General features: G+C 65.9%; 24 protein-coding genes. 5 read left to right on the forward strand and 19 right to left on the reverse strand.

Annotated elements, in window-relative coordinates; translation table 11 throughout:
• The 10 genes from E3T47_RS14775 to E3T47_RS14820 form a co-directional block, all read right to left on the reverse strand.
• Nucleotides 1–1,029 carry a 6-phosphofructokinase gene (locus tag E3T47_RS14775; RefSeq protein ID WP_134556806.1) on the reverse strand — a complete coding sequence of 343 codons (1,029 nt, stop codon included), beginning with the start codon at nt 1,027–1,029 and terminating at the stop codon, nt 1–3.
• Between the two features lie 5 nt (nt 1,030–1,034).
• Nucleotides 1,035–3,221, reverse strand: a complete 2,187-nt coding sequence (locus E3T47_RS14780; protein WP_134556807.1) for a DEAD/DEAH box helicase — start codon at nt 3,219–3,221, stop codon at nt 1,035–1,037.
• 304 nt (nt 3,222–3,525) lie between these two features.
• A complete protein-coding gene (locus tag E3T47_RS14785; protein WP_241982294.1) occupies nt 3,526–3,861 on the reverse strand; it encodes a DUF6804 family protein in 336 nt (111 codons plus the stop codon).
• Entirely contained in the window at nt 3,861–5,774 is a 1,914-nt protein-coding gene (locus tag E3T47_RS14790; RefSeq protein WP_134556808.1) for a DUF2207 family protein, read from the reverse strand. The genes E3T47_RS14785 and E3T47_RS14790 overlap by 1 nt, the downstream gene beginning before the upstream one ends.
• 99 nt (nt 5,775–5,873) lie before the next feature.
• Nucleotides 5,874–6,434 (reverse strand): GDSL-type esterase/lipase family protein, encoded by a 561-nt coding sequence (locus E3T47_RS14795; RefSeq protein WP_134556809.1) that lies wholly within the window; start codon nt 6,432–6,434, stop codon nt 5,874–5,876.
• Between the two features lie 96 nt (nt 6,435–6,530).
• Nucleotides 6,531–8,042: an SDR family oxidoreductase gene (locus tag E3T47_RS14800; protein WP_134556810.1), complete on the reverse strand. Its 1,512-nt coding sequence runs from the start codon at nt 8,040–8,042 to the stop codon at nt 6,531–6,533.
• Nucleotides 8,043–8,101: 59 nt separating this feature from the next.
• Nucleotides 8,102–8,965: an aldehyde dehydrogenase family protein gene (locus tag E3T47_RS14805; RefSeq protein ID WP_134556811.1), complete on the reverse strand. Its 864-nt coding sequence runs from the start codon at nt 8,963–8,965 to the stop codon at nt 8,102–8,104.
• Nucleotides 8,962–10,509, reverse strand: a complete 1,548-nt coding sequence (locus E3T47_RS14810) for an aldehyde dehydrogenase family protein (protein ID WP_134556812.1) — start codon at nt 10,507–10,509, stop codon at nt 8,962–8,964. Before E3T47_RS14810 ends, E3T47_RS14805 begins: the two co-directional genes overlap by 4 nt.
• 9 nt (nt 10,510–10,518) lie before the next feature.
• Complete coding sequence (deoC, locus tag E3T47_RS14815) at nt 10,519–11,547, reverse strand: deoxyribose-phosphate aldolase (RefSeq protein WP_134556813.1); 1,029 nt, start codon at nt 11,545–11,547, stop codon at nt 10,519–10,521.
• Nucleotides 11,544–12,500 (reverse strand): sugar-binding transcriptional regulator, encoded by a 957-nt coding sequence (locus tag E3T47_RS14820; RefSeq protein ID WP_134556814.1) that lies wholly within the window; start codon nt 12,498–12,500, stop codon nt 11,544–11,546. The genes deoC and E3T47_RS14820 overlap by 4 nt, the downstream gene beginning before the upstream one ends.
• Nucleotides 12,501–12,637: 137 nt before the next feature.
• Here E3T47_RS14820 and E3T47_RS14825 point away from each other — a divergent pair, with 137 nt between their 5' ends.
• Nucleotides 12,638–13,582 (forward strand): ROK family protein, encoded by a 945-nt coding sequence (locus E3T47_RS14825; RefSeq protein WP_134556815.1) that lies wholly within the window; start codon nt 12,638–12,640, stop codon nt 13,580–13,582.
• A gap of 32 nt (nt 13,583–13,614) precedes the next feature.
• Here the strand turns inward: E3T47_RS14825 and E3T47_RS14830 are convergent, their stop codons facing one another.
• From E3T47_RS14830 to truB, 6 genes are all read right to left on the reverse strand, one after another.
• Nucleotides 13,615–14,838 carry an MFS transporter gene (locus E3T47_RS14830; RefSeq protein WP_134556816.1) on the reverse strand — a complete coding sequence of 408 codons (1,224 nt, stop codon included), beginning with the start codon at nt 14,836–14,838 and terminating at the stop codon, nt 13,615–13,617.
• 4 nt (nt 14,839–14,842) lie between these two features.
• A complete protein-coding gene (locus E3T47_RS16110) occupies nt 14,843–15,499 on the reverse strand; it encodes a ScbR family autoregulator-binding transcription factor (RefSeq protein ID WP_134556817.1) in 657 nt (218 codons plus the stop codon).
• Nucleotides 15,500–15,607: 108 nt separating this feature from the next.
• Nucleotides 15,608–16,555, reverse strand: coding sequence for a bifunctional riboflavin kinase/FAD synthetase (locus E3T47_RS14840; RefSeq protein ID WP_134556818.1), 948 nt, complete (start codon nt 16,553–16,555; stop codon nt 15,608–15,610).
• Nucleotides 16,552–16,989 (reverse strand): hypothetical protein, encoded by a 438-nt coding sequence (locus E3T47_RS14845; protein ID WP_134556819.1) that lies wholly within the window; start codon nt 16,987–16,989, stop codon nt 16,552–16,554. Before E3T47_RS14845 ends, E3T47_RS14840 begins: the two co-directional genes overlap by 4 nt.
• Before the next feature lie 63 nt (nt 16,990–17,052).
• A complete protein-coding gene (locus tag E3T47_RS14850) occupies nt 17,053–17,421 on the reverse strand; it encodes a hypothetical protein (RefSeq protein ID WP_134556820.1) in 369 nt (122 codons plus the stop codon).
• A complete protein-coding gene (gene truB, locus E3T47_RS14855; protein ID WP_134556821.1) occupies nt 17,418–18,338 on the reverse strand; it encodes a tRNA pseudouridine(55) synthase TruB in 921 nt (306 codons plus the stop codon). Before truB ends, E3T47_RS14850 begins: the two co-directional genes overlap by 4 nt.
• A 75-nt stretch (nt 18,339–18,413) precedes the next feature.
• On the opposite strand from truB, the gene E3T47_RS14860 reads away from it, so the two are divergent.
• A complete protein-coding gene (locus E3T47_RS14860) occupies nt 18,414–19,406 on the forward strand; it encodes a ketopantoate reductase family protein (protein WP_134556822.1) in 993 nt (330 codons plus the stop codon).
• A gap of 3 nt (nt 19,407–19,409) precedes the next feature.
• Here E3T47_RS14860 and E3T47_RS14865 read toward each other — a convergent pair whose 3' ends face one another.
• Entirely contained in the window at nt 19,410–20,012 is a 603-nt protein-coding gene (locus tag E3T47_RS14865; RefSeq protein WP_134556823.1) for a nucleoside/nucleotide kinase family protein, read from the reverse strand.
• A 23-nt stretch (nt 20,013–20,035) separates the two neighbouring features.
• Between E3T47_RS14865 and E3T47_RS14870 the strand changes: the two genes are divergently transcribed.
• The 3 genes from E3T47_RS14870 to E3T47_RS14880 are packed head-to-tail and all read left to right on the forward strand — an operon-like array spanning nt 20,036 to nt 22,302.
• On the forward strand, nt 20,036–20,935 hold the full coding sequence (locus E3T47_RS14870; protein WP_134556824.1) for an HhH-GPD family protein: 900 nt from the start codon (nt 20,036–20,038) through the stop codon (nt 20,933–20,935).
• Between the two features lie 30 nt (nt 20,936–20,965).
• Entirely contained in the window at nt 20,966–21,799 is an 834-nt protein-coding gene (locus tag E3T47_RS14875; RefSeq protein ID WP_166805732.1) for a thymidylate synthase, read from the forward strand.
• Nucleotides 21,796–22,302 (forward strand): dihydrofolate reductase, encoded by a 507-nt coding sequence (locus tag E3T47_RS14880; RefSeq protein WP_134556825.1) that lies wholly within the window; start codon nt 21,796–21,798, stop codon nt 22,300–22,302. The genes E3T47_RS14875 and E3T47_RS14880 overlap by 4 nt, the downstream gene beginning before the upstream one ends.
• Before the next feature lie 54 nt (nt 22,303–22,356).
• Here E3T47_RS14880 and rbfA read toward each other — a convergent pair whose 3' ends face one another.
• Nucleotides 22,357–22,857 (reverse strand): 30S ribosome-binding factor RbfA, encoded by a 501-nt coding sequence (gene rbfA, locus E3T47_RS14885; RefSeq protein ID WP_134556826.1) that lies wholly within the window; start codon nt 22,855–22,857, stop codon nt 22,357–22,359.
• 219 nt (nt 22,858–23,076) lie between these two features.
• On the reverse strand, nt 23,077–25,103 hold a 2,027-nt coding region (gene infB, locus E3T47_RS14890), incomplete at its 5' end, for a translation initiation factor IF-2 (RefSeq protein ID WP_134556827.1).

The following is a 25,103-nucleotide window of genomic DNA, read 5'->3' on the forward strand; positions in this document are numbered from 1 at the left end:
CTAGCCAAACAGTACGGCGGCCTCGTCGTAGCGGGCCGGTGACACCCGCTTGAGGCCGATGGTGGCCGAGGCAATGCTCACGACGTCGATCTCGGTGCCGCGCAACGACACCATCGACCCCCACTGCGAGTTATGGATAGCGTCGACTGCGCCCATGCCGAGACGGGTGGCGAGTACGCGGTCGTAGGCCGAGGGGGCGCCGCCGCGCTGGGTGTGACCGAGAACGGTCGCTCGGCTCTCGACACCGGTACGTTCCTCGATGAGCGGCGCGATGACCTCGCTGATTCCGCCGAGGCGAGGACGATGAAAAGCGTCGAGGCCTTTGGTGGAATGCGCCTTCTCCATGTTGGAGAGCAGAAAACCCTCCGAGACGACGATGACTGGTGCACGGCCGCGGTCCCGCACGTGCTCGACCCAGTCGCAGATCTGCTCGATCGACTTGGGTTGCTCGGGAATGAGGATGGCGTGTGCGCCGCCGGCCATTCCGGAGTGCAGCGCGATCCAGCCGACGTGGCGCCCCATGACCTCGACGACCATGCAGCGGCCGTGAGATTCAGCGGTGGTGCGCAGGCGGTCGATGGCCTCGGTGGCAATCTCGACGGCGGTGTTGAAGCCGAAGGAGTAGTCAGTGGCCTCGAGGTCGTTGTCGATGGTCTTGGGTACGCCGACGATGTTCAGGCCGGCCTCGGTGAGGCGGTGCGCGGCGGTGAGGGTGCCCTCGCCGCCGATCGCGATCACGGCGTCGATCCCGTTGGCGTCGAGCGTGCGCTGGATGTTTTCCGGGCCACCGTTCTCACCCTCGAACGGGTTCGTGCGGGAACTGCCCAGGATGGTGCCGCCCTGACGCGACAGGCCGCGCACGCTGTGACGATCGAGGGGCATGAACTCGTTCTGCACGAGCCCGCGCCAGCCGTTGCGGATTCCGATGAACTCGAAGTCGTGGGTGCGCACACCCTTGAGCACGGCACCGCGAATGACCGCGTTGAGTCCGGGGCAGTCGCCGCCGCTGGTGAGAATACCGATCTTCATGCGGTCTACAGCTTTCCGTCGAGGGCCTGGGTGAGCACGTATATGAGGGCGCTCGCCTGCACCGAATCGGCCGACGAGTACTCTTCCTGGGAACCATCGAGGGCCCGCGCTGCGAGGCCCTGCTTGCTGCCGATCAAGTCGGCGATACGCGCGTCGATGGTGTGCGCGGCGATGATTCGCCACGCGGTGACCGGCTCGTCCTGGCCGATGCGGTGCACCCGGTCGATGGCCTGGGTCTGCTCGGCCGCGGTCCAGCTCAGTTCGGCGAGCACGACGTTCGATGCGGACTGCAGGTTGACGCCGACACCGGCCGCGGTCAGCGAGCACACCGCGATCGCGACGTCGGGATCGTTGTTGAACGAGTCGATCGCAGCCTGGCGGGCCAGTGCGCTCTGGTCGCCGCGCAACGAGACCGTGCGCAGGTCGCGCTTGGCGAAGATCTCCTCGGCCGTGTCCATGACATCAATGTGTTTGGCGAAGAACACGACCTTGCCCACCGACCGGGCCAGTTGCGCGGCGTAGTCGGCCGCAAGGCCGGCCTTGGCTTGGCCGATCTTGCGCACCATCGTGAAGACGTTCTCGCCGGTTTTCTGGCCCTTGGAATCCTCGAGTTCGGCGTGGGCGACGGCGCGAATGTAGGCATCCCTCTGGTCTTCGTCGGGTACGGCCGGACCGCCTGAGCCGGCATGCCGGGCGGCGACGAGCGCCTGGTAGCGGGCGACCAGGCGCGCGCCGAGCTCGCGCTCGGCCTGGCGGATGGATCGGCCGAGGTCGTCGTCGAGTTCTACCGGCAGGTCAGCAATGCGCTTGGCCGGCAGATCGGCGGCAACATCGACCTTGCGTCGACGCACGATGCCCATGTCGATGACAGCGGCGCGGGCTTCCTTGTAGAAACCCATGTCGGCCGGGGTCAGTCCGGTCTCTTCCAGGCGTTTCAGCAGCGCGGGGGCCGGTTTGTCACCGTCGATCCAGCCGAGGAACTGCCAGATGGCGCGAAAATCGTCGACGTCGTTGATGAGAGGGGTACCGGTGAGGGCCATCAGCAGCGGGTTACCGCCCGGGGTGCGGCGACGAATCTGGTCGGCCAGCGAGAGCACGTGCTTGGACCGCTGGGAGGACAAATTCTTGATGAAGTGCGCTTCGTCGACGACCATGCCCTGGAACCCGAGGGTGCCGAGCCAGGCCAGGTGCCGGTCGAGCACGTCGTAGTTCACCACGACGACGTCGGCGAAGGCATCGAGGGTGTCGCCGTCACCGTGGATGACGGTGGCCCGCCGGTTCGGCGTCCACAGTTCCACTTCCCGGGCCCAGTTCATCTTCACTACGTTAGGCACGATGGCCAACAGTGGGTATGCGTTTGCAACGGATGCCGCTAGCAGGCTTTGCGCCGTCTTGCCGAGGCCCGGCTCGTCGGCGAGCAGATAGCTGCGGTGCCCCAGCCTGGCGCTCTCGATGAAGCGGGCCTGGTGCCGCATGAGCTCCATCCCGTTCGGGGAGAGCCGGTCAAGGCGGGGCGCCTCGGGCATGTCCATGCTGGCCGCCTGGCCGCCTGAGCCGTACTCGAAGGATTTGAAGAGGGGACCGAGCAGTTCCCAGTTGGCGAGCCGCCGCGGGTGCACGACCGGCTGGGTTGCGGCGCTGAAGTCGGGGGCGAGGAACGGGTTGGCCAGTTGCCTCGCCTTTACGGACTGCGGGATGACCTGATTTTGCAAGACGACCGGTACCGCTTCGGGCTCCCGGGTGATGATGAGTTCGTCGGGGCTCAGCTCGGCCCCGGACTCGAGCAGCCAGTCGCGGCGAAAACGCTGGGCAACAGTGGAGACGCCGGCGTCGGGCTCGAGCAGGGTGATCAGACTTGTGTCCCTGGCCGCGGTCTTGGCCAGGATCTGGGCGATGCCGTCGAGGCGTTTGAGTAACTCGGCACGGTTGGCGTCGGAAAGCTCTTTGTCTCCCTTGACTCGGGCGCGTTCCTCGCGCATGAGCAGGGCGATGACCTGGTACTTGGTGCGGTTCGTTGGGCCGAGTTTGGTGCCGGACTGCGCCTTCGCCTCGACCTCGCGCACCTTACGGGCAAGAATCGGGATAATGGGCGCGTCGTCGTCGCGGGAACGCGGGTGAGCGCGATTGCGGGTAGCTCCATTGCGACCCAGGTTGTTCCGGCTGCCCGAGGCATCGGTGCGGGTGTAAGCCATTGTTCTCCACTTCGAAGCAGCACGGTACGGATACCGGCTGTACCTGTCCACGCGTGCCGGTCACGGCCTTCTGGTGTTACCGGAACGCTGCATTCCACCGATGGTTTCCGCGATGTGCCGAAACAATCGAGTCACAAAACACAGCACGGGCCCTGATCATGACGCCAAACCCATAGTCAAGCGGATGCTGTCGCAGCGGTGGTGCCGTCGAATCAACCCATTCAACGGGTAATGTCACCGAATGCGAGCGCACGGTAGAGACCTGACCCGGTTCTCACAACGCGATAGTAGTCTACGCCTTCGTTCATTCCTTGCGAACCGGCACCTTGGTGCGCAGTCCGACCACGATGAAAACGATGGCCGCGATGAACTGCGCTGAAACCCACCCCTGCCCGCTGAGGTCGAGGATCACGACCGGGTTCCACAGCACGGCCATCGGAACGAGGCCGATCAGCCAGTACCAGGACCGTGCCTGAATCACGAAGACGCAAATAATGAGCGCGAGAATGCTGACCGCATAGCGGATGATGATGAAACTCTCGCTGTCGAGGAGTGCGAGCCCGGCGAGCAGAACGATGGCGCCGAGCAGACCCGGCGCGAGGGCCGAGCGGGTGAAGGTCGGTGCGGCTGGAGTGCCCATCAGACGCCCCCTCCGCCGCCGCCGCCTCCTCCTCCACCCGAGAAACCACCACCGCCCCCACCGGAACTTGAGGAACTCGTGGCACTGCCCGACCACGACGCCGAAGTGGCGGTCGAGAACGTGCTGATCGCACCGGCGAAGTAAGCCGCCTGGAACATTCCGGACCCCGAATACCAGACAGGCTGGGTGTTGCTTTCGGCGTAGTACTGGCCGAGAACGCCGGACCAGTCTTTCTCCTGTCCGAACAACACCGCCAGGGGAAGCACACGTTCGTAGAGTTTCACGATCTGAACGGAGGGGGCATCCGCTGTATCGGTGCGCTGGGTCAGATCGGGGCGTGCATTCTCCGGCCGATAAACGGAGCGCACGGCTCCCTCCGGACTCTGCAATACTCGCAGCCGATCGGCTTCGGCGAGACCTATATACAACTTGACGCCCTTCAGATAGTCACGGAGTTCAGCACCGCTGTCGGTCAGCGGTGCCAAATTGCCGGCAAACACGAACGTGCCCACCGCGCTTATGATCGCCACGGCAATGATCAGCAACGGCCACAAACCGCCCACGACGGTGATGACGGCGCCGAGGCTTCCCGCCAGCGCAACGCCAGCGCTCACGACCGCGAGCACGAACAACCAGGCCCGCAGCCCGTTGTCTTTCTTCTCCCGCAGCCCCAGCCGCAGGGATTGCGCCCGCGCAGCCAGGCGTTCCTTCTGCAGCGACTTGCTCAGCGAGATGCTCTTCTTCTTCAGGTCTCGCTGGTCGCCGGACTGCAGGCCGGGAAAGAGCTTGCCAAGAATGCGGCTCTCAGTCTCATCGACCCCGTCGGCGTGCACGAATTCGAGCAGAAAGTGGCTCTTCTTGTCACCCGCCTCAAGAATGCGCACGTTGCCCCGCACCGCGAAGCTGATGAACTGGGCGGCCATGGCCTTGCTGGCGGTGCCGCTGACATCGCCAGAGGTGAGCAGGTTCACACCCCGGGGCGGCAGGTATTCGGCGATGATCGTGAACCGGCCGAGGGCGCTCCGCCAGCGGGTGGCCCGGAGCAGACCGGCGGCGAGCGCCGTCAACAGGCTTGCAATGGCGCCGACCAGCCCCACACTCGGGAATGCGTTGGCGGTGAAGGACTCGTCCCTCGGCACGAAGGTACCCGGCTCGAACAACACGACGACGGTGAGGTTCTCCCGCGCGCTGAGATTGGTGGCGAGCGCGCTCACGGCCGGCTCCGTCGACGAACCGGTCGAGCGGATGCTCTCACACGCTGTGTCGGAACCCTCCGGTCCCTGGAAACACAGCGGGGAGCCTGTCAGCCGATCGACCAGCGCCGGATCGAACCGTACCGCCGCCGTGACCAGCCCGAACGTCTGGTCCCACCCGGTGCCGTTCACGTCCCAGTAGAACTCTTCGGTGTTCGCGTCGGAGGGGTAGAGGGTCACGTTGGACTGCTCGTAGGTGATCACGTAGGTCTGCGCGCCGTGCACGAAGTCGTCGGCGGTAATTGTCACGTCGAGAAACTCCTGGTTCCGGTCTTCGCTGGTGGTCTCCGTGTCGAAACCGCGCGGCGTTCCATTCTCATCGGTGACGCCGTCGATCGCGATGTCGGTGGGGTGGCCCTGGTAGTGCGTAGGGATGGCGCGGCGGATACCGCGGTTCTGGTCGGTTTCGGGAAATCGGGCCACAATCGTTTCGACGGTGGTCAACGTCGAGCGACCATCGGCATCGAGCCCGAGCTCGTACTGCGCGTCGAAGGAGTCAAAGCTGAAGTCGTTGGCGTCGGCGCCCAGGATGGTGCCGGTGCTGGTGCTCGCCGGTGTGAGAACCGCGGCCTGCGCGGTCGGGGCCAAGGCGAGCACGCCTCCCCCGATGATCAGCGCACCGAGCAGCACGACAAGGGCGGGGCGAACCGATCGGAGCATGACTCCACTCTACCGAGCGTGTTGGCAGCCGAGCGTGCAGGGCCGGAGCTCCCGCCTGGCCGGCCCCGGCGAGTTGGATCGGGATGAGTCGTGTTCGGCTCAGGCGTGCTGGATGGGTATGGACGTCGTCGAGGGCGGGCGTTCGAACAATGTCTCCAGCCCGGGCTTCAGTTCGGCCAGCCAGGCCGCGTAGCCCGCCGGATTCAGGTGCAGGCGGTCGATACCGAGCGCCGGATCGAGCTCGCCGTCTGGCAGGGCAAGCGCCGGCCACAGGTCGAGGTACTGCACGTGCTGGGTGGGGGCGTACTGCCAGACGTGCCGGTTGATGGAACGAATGGTCGAAGCGAAATCCTGCCCGCGCGGCAGCACCGACTGAACCATGATGCGGGTCTCCGGCAGCGCGCGGCGCAGAGTGTGCAGGATGGTTTCGAGGTTGCGCACAACGTATTCGTCGGATTTGCGCCAGCCGAGGTCATTGGTTCCGACCCCGATTATGATGGCGTCGGGCCGCAGCTCAATCACCTGATCAAGCTGGGATATCACCTCATCGGTAGTGTTTCCGCTCGCGGCCAGGTTGTGCACGACGTGCTCCGGGAACCATTCCTCCCACTGACCGCCCTCAATGAGGCCGTCTCCCAAAAAGGCGAGAGAAACTGACATAGTGGCCTCCTACTTGTAAACCATCATGCCCCGAACCGGGCCAGGCCGCCAGAATTCCCAGCCTATACGCACGTTCTACCCGCATGTCGGCGGTCGTTACGAACCAGAAACTGCGGTGAGCGGATGCCCCGTCTCCGCCTCGCGTTCCACCACCGCTGCCGCCGTGATGCGGGTGGCCATGCCCTCGAAGATAATGCCGTGGAACGGAAAGATGACCGCCCAGTACAGTCGACCGCCGAGGCCGCGGGGGAAGAAAATCGCGCGCTGCCGGTAGAGCGAGCCGCCGGCATCCGTTGGCGTGACGCTCATTTCGAGCCAGGCTCGGCCGGGAACACGCATTTCGGCGCGAAGTCGCAGAAAACTGCCGTGGTCGATCTGTTCGACCCGCCAGAAGTCGAGCACCTCCCCGTTATGCAGATGGTCGGGGTTGCGGCGGCCGCGTCGCAGGCCCACACCGCCCACGACCTTGTCCATCAGGCCGCGCACCGCCCAGGCGAGCGGAAAGGAGTACCAGCCGTTTTCACCGCCAATGCTTTCAATGACCCGCCAGAGCGCGGCCGGAGCCGCGGGTGTGAACTTCTCCCGCAGGTCGGTGAAGACGGCATGGCCGGCCCAGTCCGGGTCGCTCGGCAGCGGGTTGCTCGACGCACCCTCGATCGAGGAGTTGCGCCAGCTGGTCTCGATGTCGCCATCGCGCATGCGGCCGAGCGCGAGGCGCACCGCGCGTCGATAGCCGGTGAGACCGCCCTCCGGCTTGGGGATGTACTTGTCGACGTCGCTCTCGTGCACGACGCAGTCATATTGCAGCGAGGCGATGATGGGGATGGCGAGGTTGCGCGGGATCGGTGTGACCAGGTTCACCCACTGCGAGGCCAGCCACGGGGTCAGCACGGGCAGCGCGGCGATCGCCCGCTGCTTGAGACCGGCTTCGAGGGCGTAGCCGTTCATCATCTGGCCATAGCGCAGCACGTCGGGGCCGCCGATGTCGAAGGTGCGGTTCACCTCGGGCGCCAGATCGGCCGCGGCCTGCAGGTAGTAGAGCACGTCACGCACGGCGATCGGCTGGATCTTGTTGCGTACCCACTTGGGCGCGGGCATGTACGGCAGCACGTCGGTGAGGTGGCGGATCATCTCGAAGGAGGTCGAGCCGGAACCGATGACCACGCCGGCCTGGAAGGCGATGGTCGGTACCTCGCTGGCGAGCAAAATGCGACCGACCTCCCTGCGGGAGTGCAAGTGGGCCGAAAGCGTGTCGGTGTCGGGGTGCAGACCGCCGAGGTAGACGATGCGCCGAACGTTGGCTGCGGCAGCAGCGTGGGCGACGTTCTCGGCGGCCAGGTGCTCGGTTTTCTCGAAGTCACCGGCCGCGCCCATCGAGTGCACGAGGTAGTAGAGCACGTCGATATCGGCGCAGGCGCGATGCACGGAGGGCAGGTCGCCGAGGTCACCCTGCACGACCTCCACCTGGTCGGCCCAGGGCACATCGCGCAGCTTGGACGGGGTGCGCACGAGCACCCGCACCGTGAAGCCGGCTTCCAGGAGCTTTGGTACGAGGCGTCCGCCAATGTAGCCCGTTGCGCCGGTGACAAGTGCTCTGCGTAAAGTCATGCGGCGGAGTTTATCCCGTTCTCTTGGCCCCCGGCTGAGTATCGTTCCATGCCTCCGATTTAGAGAACGGCTTTAGTGTGCCAGACCGTTTTCAGTTCGGTGAAGGCGAGGATGCGATTCAGCGCCGGGGCGGCGGCATCCGCTCCTGCTTCGGGAAGGAGCACCCGCTTGAGCGTGTCGGCTGCGCTGATCTGCAGCTCTACCCAGTCCAGGTCGCCGGCACCGATCAGGTCGAGGGCGTTCACGTCGGCGTGGCTGGCCAGCCACGGGGCTATCTCGGCCGGGGAACCGGTCACGATATTGACCACCCCACCGGGCACGTCGCTCGTGGCGAGCACCTCACCGAGGCTGATCGCCGACAGCGGAGCGTTCTCGTTGGCGACGACGACGACGGTGTTGCCGGCAACGAGGGCCGGAGCAATCGCACTCACCAGTCCGAGTAACGATTCACGGCCCTGCGGCGCGATTATCGCGACGACGCCGGTCGGTTCGGGCACCGACAGGTTGAAGAACGGGCCGGAGACCGGGTTGGCATTGCCGGTGACCTGCACGTATTTATCGGCCCAGCCGGCGTACCAGACCCACCGGTCGATGGCCTCGTCGACCTGGGCACTCGCTGCGGCGGCGTTCACTCCCTCGCTGCTCTCGATCTCGTCGATGAACTGTACCCGGCGGCCCTCGAGCAGTTCGGCGATGCGGTAGAGCACCTGCCCGCGGTTGTAGGCCGTGGCGCCGGCCCAGCCGGGGAGGGCACTGCGGGCGGCGACAACGGCGTCGCGGGCATCCTTGCGGCTGCCCTTCGCTGCATTGGCCAGAAAATCGCCCTTGTGCGAGAGCACCTCGTAGACGCGGCCGGATTCGCTGCGCGGAAACTTGCCGCCGATGTAAAGCTTGTAGGTCTTGGGAATGGCGAGGCGGTTCACTTGGCGGCCTTCTCTGCGGATGCGGACTTCTTGCTGGCGGATGCGGACTTCTTGCTGCCGGGTGTCGTGGCATGATCGGCTGCGGCAAGCGATCGCGACCCGGAACGCACGGCGGGCTTGAGGTAGGCTGCGAGGCCGTGACGGCCGCCCTCGCGGCCGTATCCGCTCTCCTTGTAACCGCCGAACGGGCTGGATGGGTCGAACTGGTTAAACGTGTTCGCCCAGATCACGCCGGCGCGCAGCTTGTCGGCGATAGCGAGGATACGACTGCCCTTGTCGCTCCAGATCCCGGCGGAGAGGCCGTAGGGGGTGTTGTTCGCCTTCGCGATGGCCTCGGCCGGGGTTCGGAAGGTCAGTACGGAGAGCACCGGGCCGAAAATCTCGTCGCGAGCGATGCGGTGACTGGTGGACACGTTGGTGAAGATGGTTGGCGCGAACCAGAAACCGTTCTCCGGAATTTCGCAGTCGGCACTCCAACGTTCGGCGCCTTCCTGCTGGCCAAGATCGGAGAGCTCCCGAATGCGGGCCAGCTGTTCGGCGCTGTTGATGGCGCCGATATCGGTGTTCTTGTCGAGCGGGTCGCCCAGGCGCAGGGTCTGCATGCGGCGCTTGAGCCGGTCGATGACGTCGTCGTGGATGCTTTCCTGCACGAGAAGTCGGCTGCCCGCGCAGCAGACGTGGCCTTGGTTGAAGAAGATGCCGCGCACGATGCCCTCGACGGCTTGATCGATCGGGGCATCGTCGAAGACGATGTTCGCACCCTTACCGCCGAGTTCGAGGCTGAGCTTCTTGTCGGTACCGGCGACCGAGCGGGCGATGGCCCGGCCGACCGAGGTCGACCCGGTGAAGGCAACCTTGTTCACGCCGGGGTGGTTGACCAGCGCCTGCCCCGTGCTGCCGTCGCCGGTGATGATGTTGACGACGCCGGCAGGCAGGTCTGCCTGTTGCAGAATCTCAGCGAACAGGAGCGCGGTGAGGGAGGTCGTTTCGGCGGGCTTGAGCACGACGGTGTTGCCGGCGGCGAGCGCCGGGGCGATCTTCCAGGCGAGCATCATGAGCGGAAAATTCCACGGAATGACCTGGGCGGCGACGCCGAGTGAGGACGGGTTCGGGCCGACTCCGGCGTGGTCGAGCTTGTCAGCCCAGCCGGCGTAATAGAAGAACCAGGCGGCGACGAGGGGGATGTCGACGTCGCGGGTTTCCTTGATCGGCTTGCCGTTGTCGAGGGTTTCGGCGACGGCGAGTTCGCGGGCGCGCTCCTGCACCAGGCGGGCGATGCGAAACAGGTACTTGCCCCGGTCGCTGCCGGACAGGCGGGACCAGACACCGTTGTAGGCGCGGCGGGCGGCCGAAACGGCAGCGTCGACATCCGCTTCGTTGGCGGTGGCGATCATCGCGATCTGCTGTTCGGTCGCCGGATTTATGGTCTGGAACGGTGTGCCGCGGCCGGCGGTGAACTCGCCGTTGATGAACAGGCCGTAGTCACTTTTAAGGTTGAGCAGGGCCTGCGACTCTGGGGCGGGGGCGTAGTCGAGAAATTTCATGGTCGTTCCCTAGTCAATCGTCACGTAGTCGGGGCCGGAGTAGTGCCCGGTCGTCATCTTTTGGCGCTGCAGCAGCACGTCGTTCAGCAGGCTGGAGGCACCGAAGCGGAACAGGTGCGGCGTGAGCCACTCCTCCCCCACCGTTTCGGCGACCGTGACGAGGTACTTGATCGCGTCCTTGGAGGTGCGGATACCTCCGGCCGGCTTCACTCCGATGCGCACGCCGGTGAGGCGGTGCCAGTCGCGCACGACCTCGAGCATCGACAGCGTCACCGGAAGCGTCGCGGCCGGGGCCACCTTGCCGGTGGAGGTCTTGATGAAGTCGCCGCCGGCCAGGATGGCCAGCCAGGAGGCTCGGCGCACATTGTCGTAGGTGTTTAGTTCGCCGGTCTCGAGGATCACCTTGAGGTGGGCCATCGACCCGTCAGCGCGCCGGCAGGCGTCCTTCACGGCGACGATTTCGTCGTAGACCTGGCCGAATCGGCCGGCCAGGAACGCTCCGCGGTCGATGACCATGTCGATCTCGTCGGCACCGGCCGCGACGGCGTCGCGCACGTCGGCGAGTTTGATTGCGAGGGACGCCCGGCCGCTTGGAAAGGCGGTCGCGACCGCGGCGACACGTACTCGCTGAACCTCGCCTCCCGCCGTACCTCCGGCGGCGTGGGCCGAACCGAGGGCCGTGACGGCGGCGCCCACCATGTCGCCGTAGACACAGACCGCGGCAACACGGGGGCAGCCGGGGTCGCCCGGGTCGGGCACGAGTGCCTTGGCGACGAGGGAACGCACCTTGCCGGGGGTGTCAGCGCCCTCCAGGGTGGTGAGGTCGATCAGGCCGATGATGGTGTCGATGGCCCAGCGTTTGGAGCTGGTTTTGATCGAGCGGGTGCCGAGGTCGGCGGCGCGAGCTTCGAGGCCGACCGCGTCGATTCCGGGGATCCCGTGCAGGTACCGGCGCAGGTTGGCGTCGGTGGCCTCCCCGCCGATCAGCGCGAGGCCGCGCTGATCGGGCTGGTAGGTGGCCAAAGGGGTACTGGTCATGGAGTGTCCTTTTCCTGAAGCAGGGCGTTCGCGGTGTCTTCGTCGGTCACTAGCACGGTGCACAGTCCGTTGCGCACGACGGCGCGGGCGATGGTGTGCTTGGTCCTTCCGGAGATGACCGCGATGGTGAGTGGGGCACGGCGCAACTGGTCGATCTGAATACCGACCGTGCGCTCGTTGAGTTCGGGGTCGACGATGCAGCCATGCTGGTCGATGTAGCGGCCGACGACGTCGCCGACGGCGCCGCGGGCGACGAGCTCGTTGATCTGTTCGACGGTGAGGTAGCCGCTGTCGACGAGGGCGGAATTCGCATCCGCCTGGCCAGCGCTGAAGAGGAAGGCCTGTGCGTTGCGGGCCAGGGCGAGCACCCCGGCGACGGTGCGGTCGGTTTCCATCGCCTGCTTGGTTTCGAGGCGCTCGAAGATGGCGGGGCTCGGCAGCAGGGTGGCCGAACCGTCGGCTTTGTGGGCGATGGTCACCGCAGTGGATGCCGCGGTGCCGGTGCGCTGGTTCAGGCTGACGCCGCCATTGATCTGCACCACGTTCACCCCTGGAGCCCAGCCCTGTTTCAGGTGCAGGGAGACGTCGTGCAGGGTACGACCCCAGCTGATCCCGAGGGTGCGCGGAATAGGCCGGAGGCTCGTGAGATAGTCGGCGGCGGCCTGCGCGGTGCGCGACTGCAGTTCGGCGTCAGTCGACACCCCGGCGGAGGAGACCACGATCGCGTCGGTGAGCCCGGTCGATTCGCGCAGCCGACGTTCGATAGGCAGCCGGCGGGCACGCGGGTGCACGATCTCAATCCGGATGAAACCGTTCGCCTTGGCGCTCGCGAGCAGCCGGCCGACCTTCCAGCGGGTCAGGCGCAAAATCACACCGATCTCGTCCTGGGTCTGGTTTTCTTCGTAGTAAAGCTCGGCCGCGCGGATGGACAGAAGTTCGTCGGTGTTGCTCATGGTGGTGTCGCGGTCCAATCGTTCGCGCCCAGCCTACGGTGACCAGCCCCGTGAATCAACACACGTGGGAATTATTGCTCATGTGAGCAGACACGGACCGTCGAAGCGGCCGGGCTGGGCCCCAGTACGATCGATGAATGAACAGCTCCGCCTGGCCCCGTTTCGTTCTCGCCGTCGATGTCGGCGGCACCAAGGTCGAGGCCGCCCTCGTCGATGACAGCGGCGTCGTGCTCGGCGCCAGTCGTCGCCGGGCAGCGACCGGGGCAAGCACGTCGAGCGAGCAACTGGCCGTCGCTGTCACGAGCGTGGTAACCCAGGCTCGCGCGGCGCTGCCCCTCGGCGCGCCCCTGGTAGGGGTCGGAATCGGTTGTGCGGGGCCGATCCATCTGCAGGAAGGGGCCGTATCACCGCTAAACCTGCCGGTCTGGCGCGGCTACCCCCTGAAAGACCTCGTTGCCGCGCTCGTTCCCGGACTGGACGTGCGCCTGCGCATGGACGGGCTGTGCATCACCCTCGCCGAACACTGGGTCGGCGCCGGACAGGGCGTCGACAACCTGATGGGCATGATCGTGTCGACCGGCATCGGTGGCGGTCTCATCCTCGGCGGCGTCACAGCGTCGGGTCCGACCGGGAACGCCGGCCATATCGGGCACATCGAGGTCGGCGGCTTTGACGACCCCTGCGCCTGCGGCGGCATCGGCTGCATCGAGGCGATCGCTTCCGGGCCGAAAACCGTGGCTTGGGCGCGCATGCGGGGGTTCATCGGCGAGTCGGGCGAAGACCTGGCCCGGGCCTACGCCACCGCCGACCCGGTTGCGGTGGCCGCGGTTGCGCGCAGCGGCCGGGCGCTGGGCCAGGCGATCGCCTCGGCCGCGACGCTGCTCGACCTCGACCTCGTCGCCATTGGCGGCGGCTTCTCCAATGTCACTCCCGACCTGCTTGCTTTCGCGCGAGAGGCAATCGCACGGCGCGTTCAGTTCGCCTACGCGACCCGGGTACGCGTGGTGCCGTCTGCCCTTTCCGGCGACGGCCCGCTGATCGGCGCGGCGGCGCTGATCCATCGCGCCGAACTGGTGCCCTGAGCTCGGCGCGATGGCTCGCTCCGAACCGGCAGTCAGCGCGATCGGTCCAGGTCATCTTCCAGCACGTGCGGACGACCGATCACGGCCCCTGCGATCACAATGATCAGCGCGGTAGCCAGCAAGAAGCCTAGGGGCCAGGTCCACCCGCCGCTGAGCTCGTGCAGCAGGCCGAAGGCCAGCGGCCCCAAGGCTCCCAGGGTATAGCCGACGCTCTGCACAAAGCTGCTGAGCGCGACAGCGCCCGCGTGGGTGCGCGTGCGCAGATTGATGAGAACGAGCGCGAGGGGAAAGAACAGCGGTCCGAGGCCGGCCAAGGCGACCCAAAGCCAGGTCAGGGTCTCCGGCGCAAACAGCAGCCCCAGATCACCGGCTACGAACGCGAACACACCGACATAGACGAGCGGCCCCACGTTGTTCATACGAGCCGTGAGTACCGGGATGATCAGCGCGCAGGGAATCCCCATGCTGGCGTAGAGGGCGAGAAGCGTTCCGGCCTGGGCGGCACTGACGCCGGCGGTCTCGACGAGCAGTTGCGGCAGCCAAGCGAACATCGCGTAGGCGTTGAGCGACGAGACCGCGAACACGCCGGCGATTGCCCAGGCGATGGACGACCTCCATAGTCGCCCCAGAATGGCGGCGTCGGCCTCGTCAACGACGGAGCCGGATGTTCCCGCAGTGCGGTGCCGCATCAGCAAGGTAACCCAGGGCACCAGCGCGAGCAGAGCCAGCAGCATCCACATGCCGAGCGATATCCGCCAGCCAGCGGCATTTGCTACCGGAACCGCCATCAGTGCCGGTATCAGCGTACTCAGCGACAAGACGGTGACGTAGAGGCTGGTCACGAGCCCCACGCGGTCGGGAAAATACTTCTTGACCAGCGGCGGCAGGAGCACGTTTCCGACGCCGAGGCCGGCGAAGGCGATGACACTGCCGATGATGAGCATGGCGAACGAGCCGGACAGACCTCGAGTCAGGTGACCGACCAGGATCGCCCCGAGTGCGAGCACGAGTGGCAGCTCGAGGCCGTGGCGGCGGGTGATCATGGGGGTGAAGATGCCGAAGAAGGCAAAACATACTGGCGGGAGCATGCCGAGCACGCCGACTGACACCGCGCCGAGCGGAATATCGACGTTGATCTCGGTCACGATCGGCGACAGTGCAGCGACCGCCGTGCGCAGGTTTGCCGCGACCAGAATGAGGCCCAGCAGGGCGAGGCCACGTCCCGGCCACAGTCGGCGCGAGACGGAGGTATTCACCCAATCAGTCTAGGGCCGCAGCCGCGACGCGCTCCCGCTGCACGTTCGCGGGCAGGTCCTTCAACTCGTCCCAGCGCTCGGGGGCGACGAGGCCGGGCAGGAGTAGCGCCCACATCTCGGTCAGGCGCTGATCGATGTCGCCGCGCCGGGTCAACACGTCGGAGACAACTTGGACCCCCGTGAAAGCGGCCGTGAAAAAGTGCGCAGCGGCCCGCACGTCCACCGTGGGAGCGACATCACCCTCGACAATTCCCCGCCGCAGGAATTCCTCACAGGCGACCATCCAGTCCAGATAAGGTGCCGATACCGCCGTTGAGAAGTTGACCGCCTCAATGGTCAGGCGCACCCCGGCACTGACAATGAGGTCATCCCGCAGCTGGCGAGCCAGCTCGTATGACATCGAGACGAGGGCGAAAAGGCCGGGCACGTTGTTTTCGAGCAGTAGACGACCCGCGCCGACCGATTGCTCGTGCTGGGCATCGATTATGGCGACCGCGAGGGCTTCCTTGGAATCGAAGTGAAAGTACAGTGCGCCCTTGGTGACCCCGGCGGCGGCGCTCACCTGCGCGAGGGATGTGCTTCCGTAACCGCGCTGTTCAAACGCCGCCGCAGCGCCGCGAATTATCGCCGCGCGCGTTTCTATTGCTCGTGCTTGCTGCATGGAACCCCCCAGGAAAAATGCTCGTGTGCCCAGCGTACCGGGGCGATCTGGCCCCCATGAATGACCCCCACGCACTGAGCCGCACGCCTGGGCAGCTATGCAGTTGGACTAGCTCGCGCTCGAAAGATTCAGAATCAAGCGCACCCGGTCGACATCATCGCGCATCTGTTCGATCAGCGGGTCGATGCCCGAGTAGGCGACCATGCCGCGAATCCGTTCCACGAATGACACGTCGACCACGTGGTCGTACAGGTCTAGATCGACCTCGTCGAGCACGTAAGCTTCGACCTGCTTTTGTGCGACGCCGTCGAAGGTGGGGTTGTTACCCACCGAAATGGCCGCCGGGAACCGGGCACCGGCATCCGTCAGCCAACCGGCGTACACGCCGTCGGCGGGAATCAGGCCTTCGGAATCGGCCGACAGGTTGGCGGTGGGAAAGCCCAGTTCGCGACCGCGGGCGGCTCCGTGCACGACGACGCCGCGCACGGTCGGTACGTGCCCGAGCAGCTGGCCAGCTTCGGCCACGGCACCGGCACCGAGCAGCTCGCGAATCCAGGTCGACGACACCCGGCGTGCGCCGTCGGGCATAACGTCGTCGATCATGCGCACCGCATAGCCGAACTCTGCGCCGAGATCACGGAGCAGTGCGACATCCCCGGCCCCCTTCGCCCCGAACCGAAAGTCGCGACCGATCAAGACAAAGCGCGCATGAAGGGCGTTGACCAGGATGCGTTCGATGAATTGCCGCGGCGGCAGGCTCGACAGGGCATGGTTGAATTCGAGCAGCAGGGTCGCGTCGACACCGGTCTCAGCGATCAGGTTGAGCTTCTGCTCGGCACTGACCAGGGCGCTCGGGCAGGTCGTCGGCGAGAGCAAGGCAAGCGGATGCCGGTCAAACGTAACGACGATGGCCGCGAGCTGCTCCCGCGCGGCAATGGTTTTGAGCTCGGTGATGACGGCTCGGTGCCCGGCGTGCACGCCGTCGAACTTGCCGATGCTCACGGCTGAGGCCGGCCAGTCGCTCGGAACCGAGTCAACGCCATAGAAGGTTTTCATGCGCGACTCCCGGCTGGCGACACCGGGTGGCGTGCGAGCCACCACATGCCGAGCAGCGGCAGCACGAGCGGAATGAACAGGTACCCGCTGCCATAGATCGACCACACCGTGGCGTGTTGAAACAAGCCAGGGACGACGAGACTGAGCGTTCCGACGACCAGCACGCCGAGCAGTTCGAAGCCGATCGTGCCCCAGGCGACGCGATACCAGAGCGCACTGCGCTTCACCAGGGCTATCGTTGCGACGATGTAGACCACGGCGGCGAGGGCCGACAGCGAGTAGGCGAGCGGTGCCTCGTTGAAAGCGCGCGCGATCTGAACGAACGAACGCCCGGTGGCTGCGAGGGCCAGCACGCCGTACACGGCGATGAGGAGTCGACCGATTCCGCTCACCCGATTGGCGGGGGCCGGTGCTTCGGACTGGAAGTCTGTCATTGCTTAGCATTCATCATTGCTCACTAATTATCGCAGTATCCGCTGCGAACCCGGAACCGAAGGTCAGCGGCCCTGCACGTTCCAGATCTGGTTCATTCGGTAGAGCATGACCGCGACCGACAGGCAGGTCACGCCGAGAATGACCGTACTCCAGCGACTGCGTTCGACGAGAGCCCAGAATCCGGCCGCAACCGGCAGCGCGATGGCGCTGATCAGGTAGGTGTAGAACTCGAGCAGGCTGCCGGTCGCGGTGTTGCCGGCCAGCGGCGCCGCGATCGCGGCAGCCAGCTGCACGATCAGCAAGAGTTCGACGAGCGCGGTCGCTCCCATGGTGAGGTCGGTGGGTTTGCGGCCGACCAGGCCGAGCACGACGCAGAGCAGGCCGCCCGGCACGGCGATGGCCAGTTGCAGCCAGGTGAACCATTCGATCATGACGATTCGCTCTCGTACGGTTCATTGGGCAGGTCTGCCGGAAAGTTCAGCAACGACTTGGCCTGGTCACCGCGGTACTCGACCAGCCCGACCAGTCGGCCGTCCGGGGCGATGGCGGCGACCGGTCCCGTGCGGGTGGCGTCGGGTTCGATACGGATGCGTTTGCCGTGGCCGAGATCGACCGCTTGCTCGGCCGACAGGTCGAGGCGCGGGAGCAGCCGGGTGGCGGCATCCGCTGGAGAAATGAGGTCGGCTACGACGTCGACCTGTTCGAGAGTGGCCGCGTTTTCGATGCGGAACGGGCCGATGCGGGTGCGGCGGAGGGCGGTGAGGTGGCCGCCGACGCCGAGCGCGGCGCCGAGGTCGCGGGCCAGGGCGCGAATGTAGGTGCCGGAGGCGCATTCGACGCGCACCTCGAGGTCAAGAAAACCGTCTCGCCGGGTGCTCGAGAGCAGCGCGAACTCGCTCACGGTCACCGGGCGGGACGGCAACTGCACGTCTTCGCCGGCGCGCACCCTGGCATAGGCACGTTTACCGTCAACCTTGATGGCGCTGACCGCGCTCGGCTGCTGGCTGATGTCACCACTGAGGTCAGCGATGCCGGCCGCGACGGCTGCGGGTGTTACGGCGGCGACCCGCTCTGCGGTGGCGCGGGTGAGTTCATCGCCCTCCGCGTCATCCGTTGTGGTGGACTGGCCGAGGCGGATGGTCGCTAGATATTCCTTGCCCTGGCCAACCACGTAGGTGAGCAGCCGGGTCGAGCTGTTGATGCCGAGCACGAGCAGGCCGGTCGCCATGGGGTCGAGGGTGCCAGCATGGCCGACCTTACGCGTTCCGGCCAGGCGCCGGGTTCGGGCGACAGCGTCATGACTGGTCCAGCCCTGCGCCTTGTCGATGAGTAGAAGGCCGCTGGTCATTTCCTGAGGGTATCAGCGTGCGACCGGGGCCGCGGTGCGAATCGGCCGCTGGGTTTGCCCCGTAGTATTTGAGCCGTGAGAATCGCGGTCATCGGTGCGGGCGCCCTGGGCAGCACGTTCTGCTGCCTGCTCGCCGAGCAGGGGCACGATGTGGTCGTGACCGTGCGCGGGGCCGCGCTGCCGGCGGTGCTGGCTGACGGCATCCGCTTGACCGGTGGCTACGGTGAACGGTTCGCGCGGCCGGTGGCCGTGGAACGGCTGGTCGATTCGTACGACCTGGCGCTGGTCTGTACCAAAGCGCAGGATGCTGCCGCCGCGATTACCGAGAATGCTGCCCTACTCAATGGCACTCCGGTGATCGTCGTGCAGAACGGACTCGACGGGGTCGCGACCGCCCAGCGACTGCTGCCTCGATCCGAGTGTCTCGGGTTGATCACGATCATTGCCGCCCACTACGAGGGGCCGGGCCGGGTTCGGGTGACGACGGCGGCGCTGAGTTATCTGGGACGCGGCGACGGTCCAGCGGATACGGTGACACGGCGCTGGCAGGCTGTGTTGCACGCCGCAATGCCTACCCTGGCCGTCGACAACTTCGTCGGCGCGCAGTGGACCAAACTCGTCGTCAATATGCTCAACGCCCTGCCGGCGATCACCGGGCTCAGCGTGCAGGAGGTTATCGGCTGCGCGAGCCTGCGCCGGTTACTGACCCGGAGCATGCGCGAAACCGTGCGGGTGGGGCTCGCCAGCGAAGTGCGGTTCGGCACGCTGCAGGGGCTCTCGCACCGGAGGCTGCGCGTGTTTGCACTGGCGCCGCTCTGGGCAGGACAGATACTGCCGCTGTCGATGCGGGCGCGCATGGGCACGGTGCCGAATCAGGGTTCGACCCTGCAGAGCCTCGCCCGCGGCCAGCGCACCGAGATCGACTTTCTCAACGGTGCCGTCATGCGTGCGGGAGCCGCGGCGGGCGTGGCCGTGCCGGTGAACGCGCTGCTGACCGAGCTCGTGCACGAGGTCGAGCGGAGCGGCCGGTTTCTGGCCCCGGCCGAGGTCCTGGCCCGATTTCGATAGGTCTCAGCAGCGGTCGGTCAGCACGCGACGCAGGGCCTGCGGGTCGGTCGAATCGATAACGGCCGACACGATGTCGCGCGGGTGTACCTCGGCGAGGTAACGCGCAAACGATTCACTCCCGGGTGCGCCCTCCAGCAGCACGCTGTAAAGCCAGAGGCCGTGCAATTCGGGCCGGTTGATGTAGTCGCCGTCCACGATGAGGATGGCGTCGGCGGGAGCGGTCTGCCAGGTCGGCTGAATCCAGGCATCCCGGTCGGGATCGAATTCCTCGGTAACGAACCCGGTGCTGCCGCCCAGGCGGAAGGGTTCGACAAGCACGCGCCGCAGCGCCGAGTAGTCGTAGCCGACCAGGTACGCTCGTTCCGGGGTGTCGGGTGCGAGTTGCTGCTGCTCGGCGCGCGAGTGCTGAAAGTAGCGCAGGCTCGCCCGAAAAACACGCCGTTCGTCTTCACGGAACACTGCGGAGAGGTCGTCGGCAAACGCGGAGCGAGCGGCAGCATCCGTTCCATCGATGGCGACGATCGTGCGGCCGCGGCCGTAGTTGTGCAGGATCTCAGCGGAGAGGACACGCAAAAAGTCGATGCGCGGTGTGGAAACCAGCTTCATGAATCGAGCCTAGGTTAGAACGGATGAACGTCACACCCTCTGCGCCCGTGAAAGCGGCAAGCGTCTCCGCGACCCTCAACGCCTGGTTCGTGGCCAATGCGCGCGACTTACCCTGGCGCCGCGACGGTTTCGGAGCCTGGGGCATTTTGGTGAGCGAGTTCATGCTGCAGCAGACCCCGGTGAACCGGGTCATTCCCCGGTTGGAGGAGTGGCTGGCGCGCTGGCCGACACCGGCTTCGCTCGCCGCGGTGCCGCCGAGCGAAGCGGTGCGGGCCTGGTCCAGTCTCGGATACCCGAGGCGCGCATTGTGGCTGCACGCGGCGGCCGTGCAGATCACGCAGCTGCACGGCGGCGTGGTGCCATCCGACGTCGACGATCTACTGGCCCTGACCGGCATCGGGGATTACACCGCCCGGGCGGTGGCCGCGTTCGCGTATGGCCATCGGCATCCGGTCGTCGATACGAACACGCGGCGGGTGATCGCTCGTGCGATCGCGGGCGCCGGTGAACCGTCGCCGCCCAATCGTGGCCGGGATCTTGATGCGATGGGAGCGTTGCTGCCGCAGAGCGTGCACGAGGCGGCCCTGTTCAACGCCGCGATCATGGAGCTCGGCGCGGTCGTCTGCACCAGCCGCAGCCCCAAGTGTGAGGTATGCCCGATTCGGAAATGTTGCGCCTGGCGGGCCGCCGGGTACCCAGAATACACCGGCATCCGCAAGACGGTGCAGAAGAAATTCGAGGGCAGCGACCGGCAGGTGCGCGGCCTGATCATGGCCGAACTGCGGTCGACCCACCGATCCGTGACGGAGGCCGAGATCGCCACCCTCTGGCCGGATGCGGCCCAGTTGCAGCGCGCGCTGGCCAGCCTTGTGGCCGACGGCCTGGCAATTTCGGCCGAGGGCGGCCACACCCTACCGGAGTAGGCGACCCGCACCGCGGCGTACGATTGACCGGTGACTTCAACGACTTCTCTCGCCGCCTTCCCCGACGCCGACGCCCAGTACGCGGCCCTGCTGCGCGAGACCCTTGAGCACGGCACGAAAAAGACCGACCGCACCGGAACCGGCACCCGCAGCGTGTTCGGCCGGCAGCTGCGATTCGACCTGGCCGCCGGATTTCCGCTCGTGACCACCAAACGAGTGCACTTCGCGTCGATCGCCTACGAATTGCTCTGGTTTCTGCGCGGCGACTCCAACGTGACCTGGCTGCAAGAGAAGGGTGTGCGCATCTGGAACGAGTGGGCCGACGAGAACGGCGAACTCGGTCCGGTCTACGGCGTGCAGTGGCGCTCCTGGCCCACTCCCGGCGGCACGACCATCGACCAGATCAGCGTGGTGTTAGACACCCTCCGCACCGACCCCGACTCCCGTCGCATGATCGTTTCTGCCTGGAACGTGGCGGACCTGCCTAAAATGGCCCTCGCGCCCTGCCACGCCCTGTTCCAGTTCTACGTCGCCGACGGCAGGCTGTCGTGCCAGCTCTACCAGCGCAGTGCCGATCTCTTCCTCGGCGTGCCGTTCAACATCGCCAGCTACGCCCTGCTCACCCAGCTCGTCGCCGAGCAGGCCGGGCTCGACCTCGGCGAGTTCGTCTGGACCGGCGGCGACTGCCACATCTACGACAACCACGTCGAGCAGGTCACCGAGCAGCTCTCCCGCACTCCGTTTCCCTCCCCCACGCTGCGCGTCAAACCGGGTCGTGCCAGCCTGTTCGACTACGAGTACGAGGACCTCGTGCTCGAGAACTACCAGCACCACCCAGCCATCAAGGGTGCGGTCGCGGTATGAAAATCGGCCTGATCTGGGCGCAGACCGTGAGCGGTGTGATCGGCGCCGACGGGATCATGCCCTGGCATTTGCCCGAAGACCTCGCCCATTTTCGCGCGGTCACCCGGGGCGGCGCCGTCATCATGGGCCGACGAACCTGGGATTCGCTGCCGGAGCGTTTTCGTCCTCTGCCTGGCCGGCAGAACGTTGTCATCACTCGGCAGCAGGACTGGGCCGCGGAGGGAGCATCCGCTGCCCACGGTTTCGACGATGCGCTCGCCCTGGCCGAGGGGCCGGTCTGGGTGATCGGCGGCGCCGAAATCTACCGGCTGGCGCTGGCCCACGCCGACGTGCTCGAGGTGACCGAGATTGACGCCTCGATCGCTGGTGACACCCTCGCGCCCGCACTCGACGCCGCCTGGACCCGAGTCAGCACAGCTCCCGCAAGCGGATGGCTCCGCTCCAGCACCGCGCTCCCCTACCGTTTCACCCGCTACGAGCGGCCCCCCACGCCCGCCCCGTAAACCAACGCCTCAACGCGGACGGGGCTCTGGCCACGTTCAAAGTGGTGCGGCGCCCTAGTGCTTGGGCGTGCTCCCGATGTCAGACTCGTCAGACTCGTCAGACGCATCGCCGTCGGAGTCGCCGTCTGAGTCGTAGTCGCGCGGCTTCTTGTACGGGTCAGCGTCGCCGGCGTACGTGGCGGTTCCCTTGCTGTCCTCGGTCGCGGTATCCCGATCGTGGGCTTCGCGCAGGAGGTCGTCGATCAAAGCCGCATTCTCGGGGATGCCGTCGGCGATGAACTCGATCGACGGCGTGAGCCGCGCCGTGATGTTCTTACCGACCTCGCTGCGCATGAGGCCGGTTGCGGCCTTCAGCGCGGCTGCGCTGTCGGTGCGCTCCTCGATCGAACCATAGACGGTGTAGAACACCGAGGCGTGCTGCAGATCGCCCGTGACCTTCACATCGGTGATAGTCACGAACCCGAGCCTCGGATCGCGCAGGCCGCGCTCCAGCCGCTTGGCGATGATGACCTTAATGCGGTCCGCCATCTTTCTGGCGCGTTCCGGATCTGCCATGACTCACTCCTTGTCAGCAGGCGTCGAAACGCCCGATCGTTCTGTACTTTTCACCGTTTTAGACGGATACTGCCTGCCCGCTGAGGAACGGAGCAAATCTCTTCCGAAAGGGGAATCGGGGTAGGGGTCCCCGCTCTTTCCTTTTTGGAAGAAATTTGCGGAGACCCGGTTTGATACTGGGGCCGGGCCCATAATGAGCCCGACCCCAACAAGCCAACGCTAGACGCGCGGCTTCTCCTTCATTTCGATGGTCTCAATCTCATCGCCGATTCGGATGTCGTTGAACTTGCCCAGTCCGATACCACACTCGAAGTCCGTGCGGACCTCGGTGACATCGTCCTTGAAGCGACGCAGCGACTCGATGCCCAGGTTGTCCCCCACCACGATGCCCTCGCGAATAACGCGAGCCTTGGCGTTTCGGGTGATGGTTCCGGAGCGCACGATGACACCGGCGACGTTTCCGAACTTCGACGAGCTGAAAACCTCGCGAATTTCGGCGATACCACTCTGGATCTCTTCGTACTCGGGCTTGAGCATTCCCTTGAGGGAATTCTCGATGTCCTCGAGGGCGGAATAGATGACGGAGTAGAACCGCACATCGACGCCTTCGCGAGCGGCACGCTCACGGGCTTTCGTGTCGGGACGAACGTTGAACCCGATGATGATGGCGTTGTCGACGGTAGCGAGGTTGACGTCGCTCTCCGTGACCGCACCGACACCACGGTGGATGATGCGCAGCTGAACCGAATCGTCGACCTCGATCTTGAGCAGCGACTCTTCCAGGGCCTCGACGGCACCGGAAACGTCACCCTTGATGATGAGGTTGAGCGATTCGACCTTGCCCTCTTCGAGGGCACGGGTGAAGTCTTCGAGGCTGATGCGCTTGCGGGCCTTGGCCAGCAGGGCGTTGCGCTCGGCGGCTTCGCGCTTCTCGGCGATCTGACGGGCGGTGCGGTCTTCCTCGATGACGAGGAAGGTGTCGCCGGCGCGGGGAACGCTCGACAGACCCTGCACCTGCACCGCGCGGGACGGCGTCGCGGCGAGAACGGCGACACCGTTTTCGTCGGCCATTGCACGAACACGGCCGTAGGCCGTTCCGGCGACGATGGAGTCTCCGACGTGCAGCGTTCCGGACTGGATGAGCACGGTCGCCACCGCGCCGCGGCCCTTGTCCAGGCGCGCCTCGATGGCGACACCACGGGCATCCTTGTTCGGGTTGGAGCGCATGTCGAGTCCGGCGTCGGCGACCAGGAGCACGGCGTCAAGGATTTCCTTGATTCCGGTCTTGTTCTTGGCCGACACGTCGACGAACATGACGTCTCCGCCGTACTCTTCGGCGACGAGGCCGAATTCAGTGAGCTGCTGACGCACCTTCTGCGGGTTGGCGCCGGGCTTGTCGATCTTGTTCACTGCGACCACGATCGGCACGTTGGCGGCCTGGGCGTGGTTGAGTGCCTCAATCGTCTGCGGCATGATGCCGTCATCGGCGGCGACCACGAGGATGGCGATGTCGGTGACCTGCGCACCACGAGCACGCATGGCGGTGAACGCCTCGTGACCCGGTGTGTCAATGAAGGTCAGCGCACGGTCGATACCCTCGTGCTCGGTGATGATCTGGTACGCACCGATGTGCTGCGTGATTCCGCCGGCTTCACCCTCGGCGACCTTGGCGTTTCGGATCGCGTCAAGCAGCGCGGTCTTACCGTGGTCGACGTGGCCCATGACGGTGACGACGGGAGGACGAATCTCAAGGTCTTCGTCGGTTTCGTCTTCGAGTTCCTGATCGATGTCGATGTCGAACGCAAGCAGCAGCTCACGGTCTTCGTCATCGGGCGAAACCATCTGGATCTTGTAGCCCAGTTCGCTGCCAAGCACGTCGAACGTGGCCTCGTCGAGGGATTCCGTTGCCGTGGCCATTTCACCGAGGTGGAAGAGCACGGTGACGAGGTTTCCGGGGCTCGCGTCAATCTTGTCGGCGAAGTCCGTGATGGATGCTCCGCGACGCAGGCGAACAATGGTTCCACCGTCGCCGCGGGGTACGGATACGCCACCCAGCGACGGGGCCTCGCGCAGCTCGAATTCTGCTCTTTTCGTACGCTTCGACTTGCGCGCCTTGTTCTTGCCGCCACCGCGACCGAAGGCACCAGCGGTGCCACCGCCCGGGCCGCGACCGCGACCGGCTCCACCGCCACCGCCGGCAGGGCGGGGCGGGCCGAAGCCTGGGGCTCCGGCCGGAGCGCCGGGGC

Source organism: Cryobacterium ruanii, assembly GCF_004404055.1.
In the GTDB taxonomy this organism is placed as follows: domain Bacteria; phylum Actinomycetota; class Actinomycetes; order Actinomycetales; family Microbacteriaceae; genus Cryobacterium; species Cryobacterium ruanii.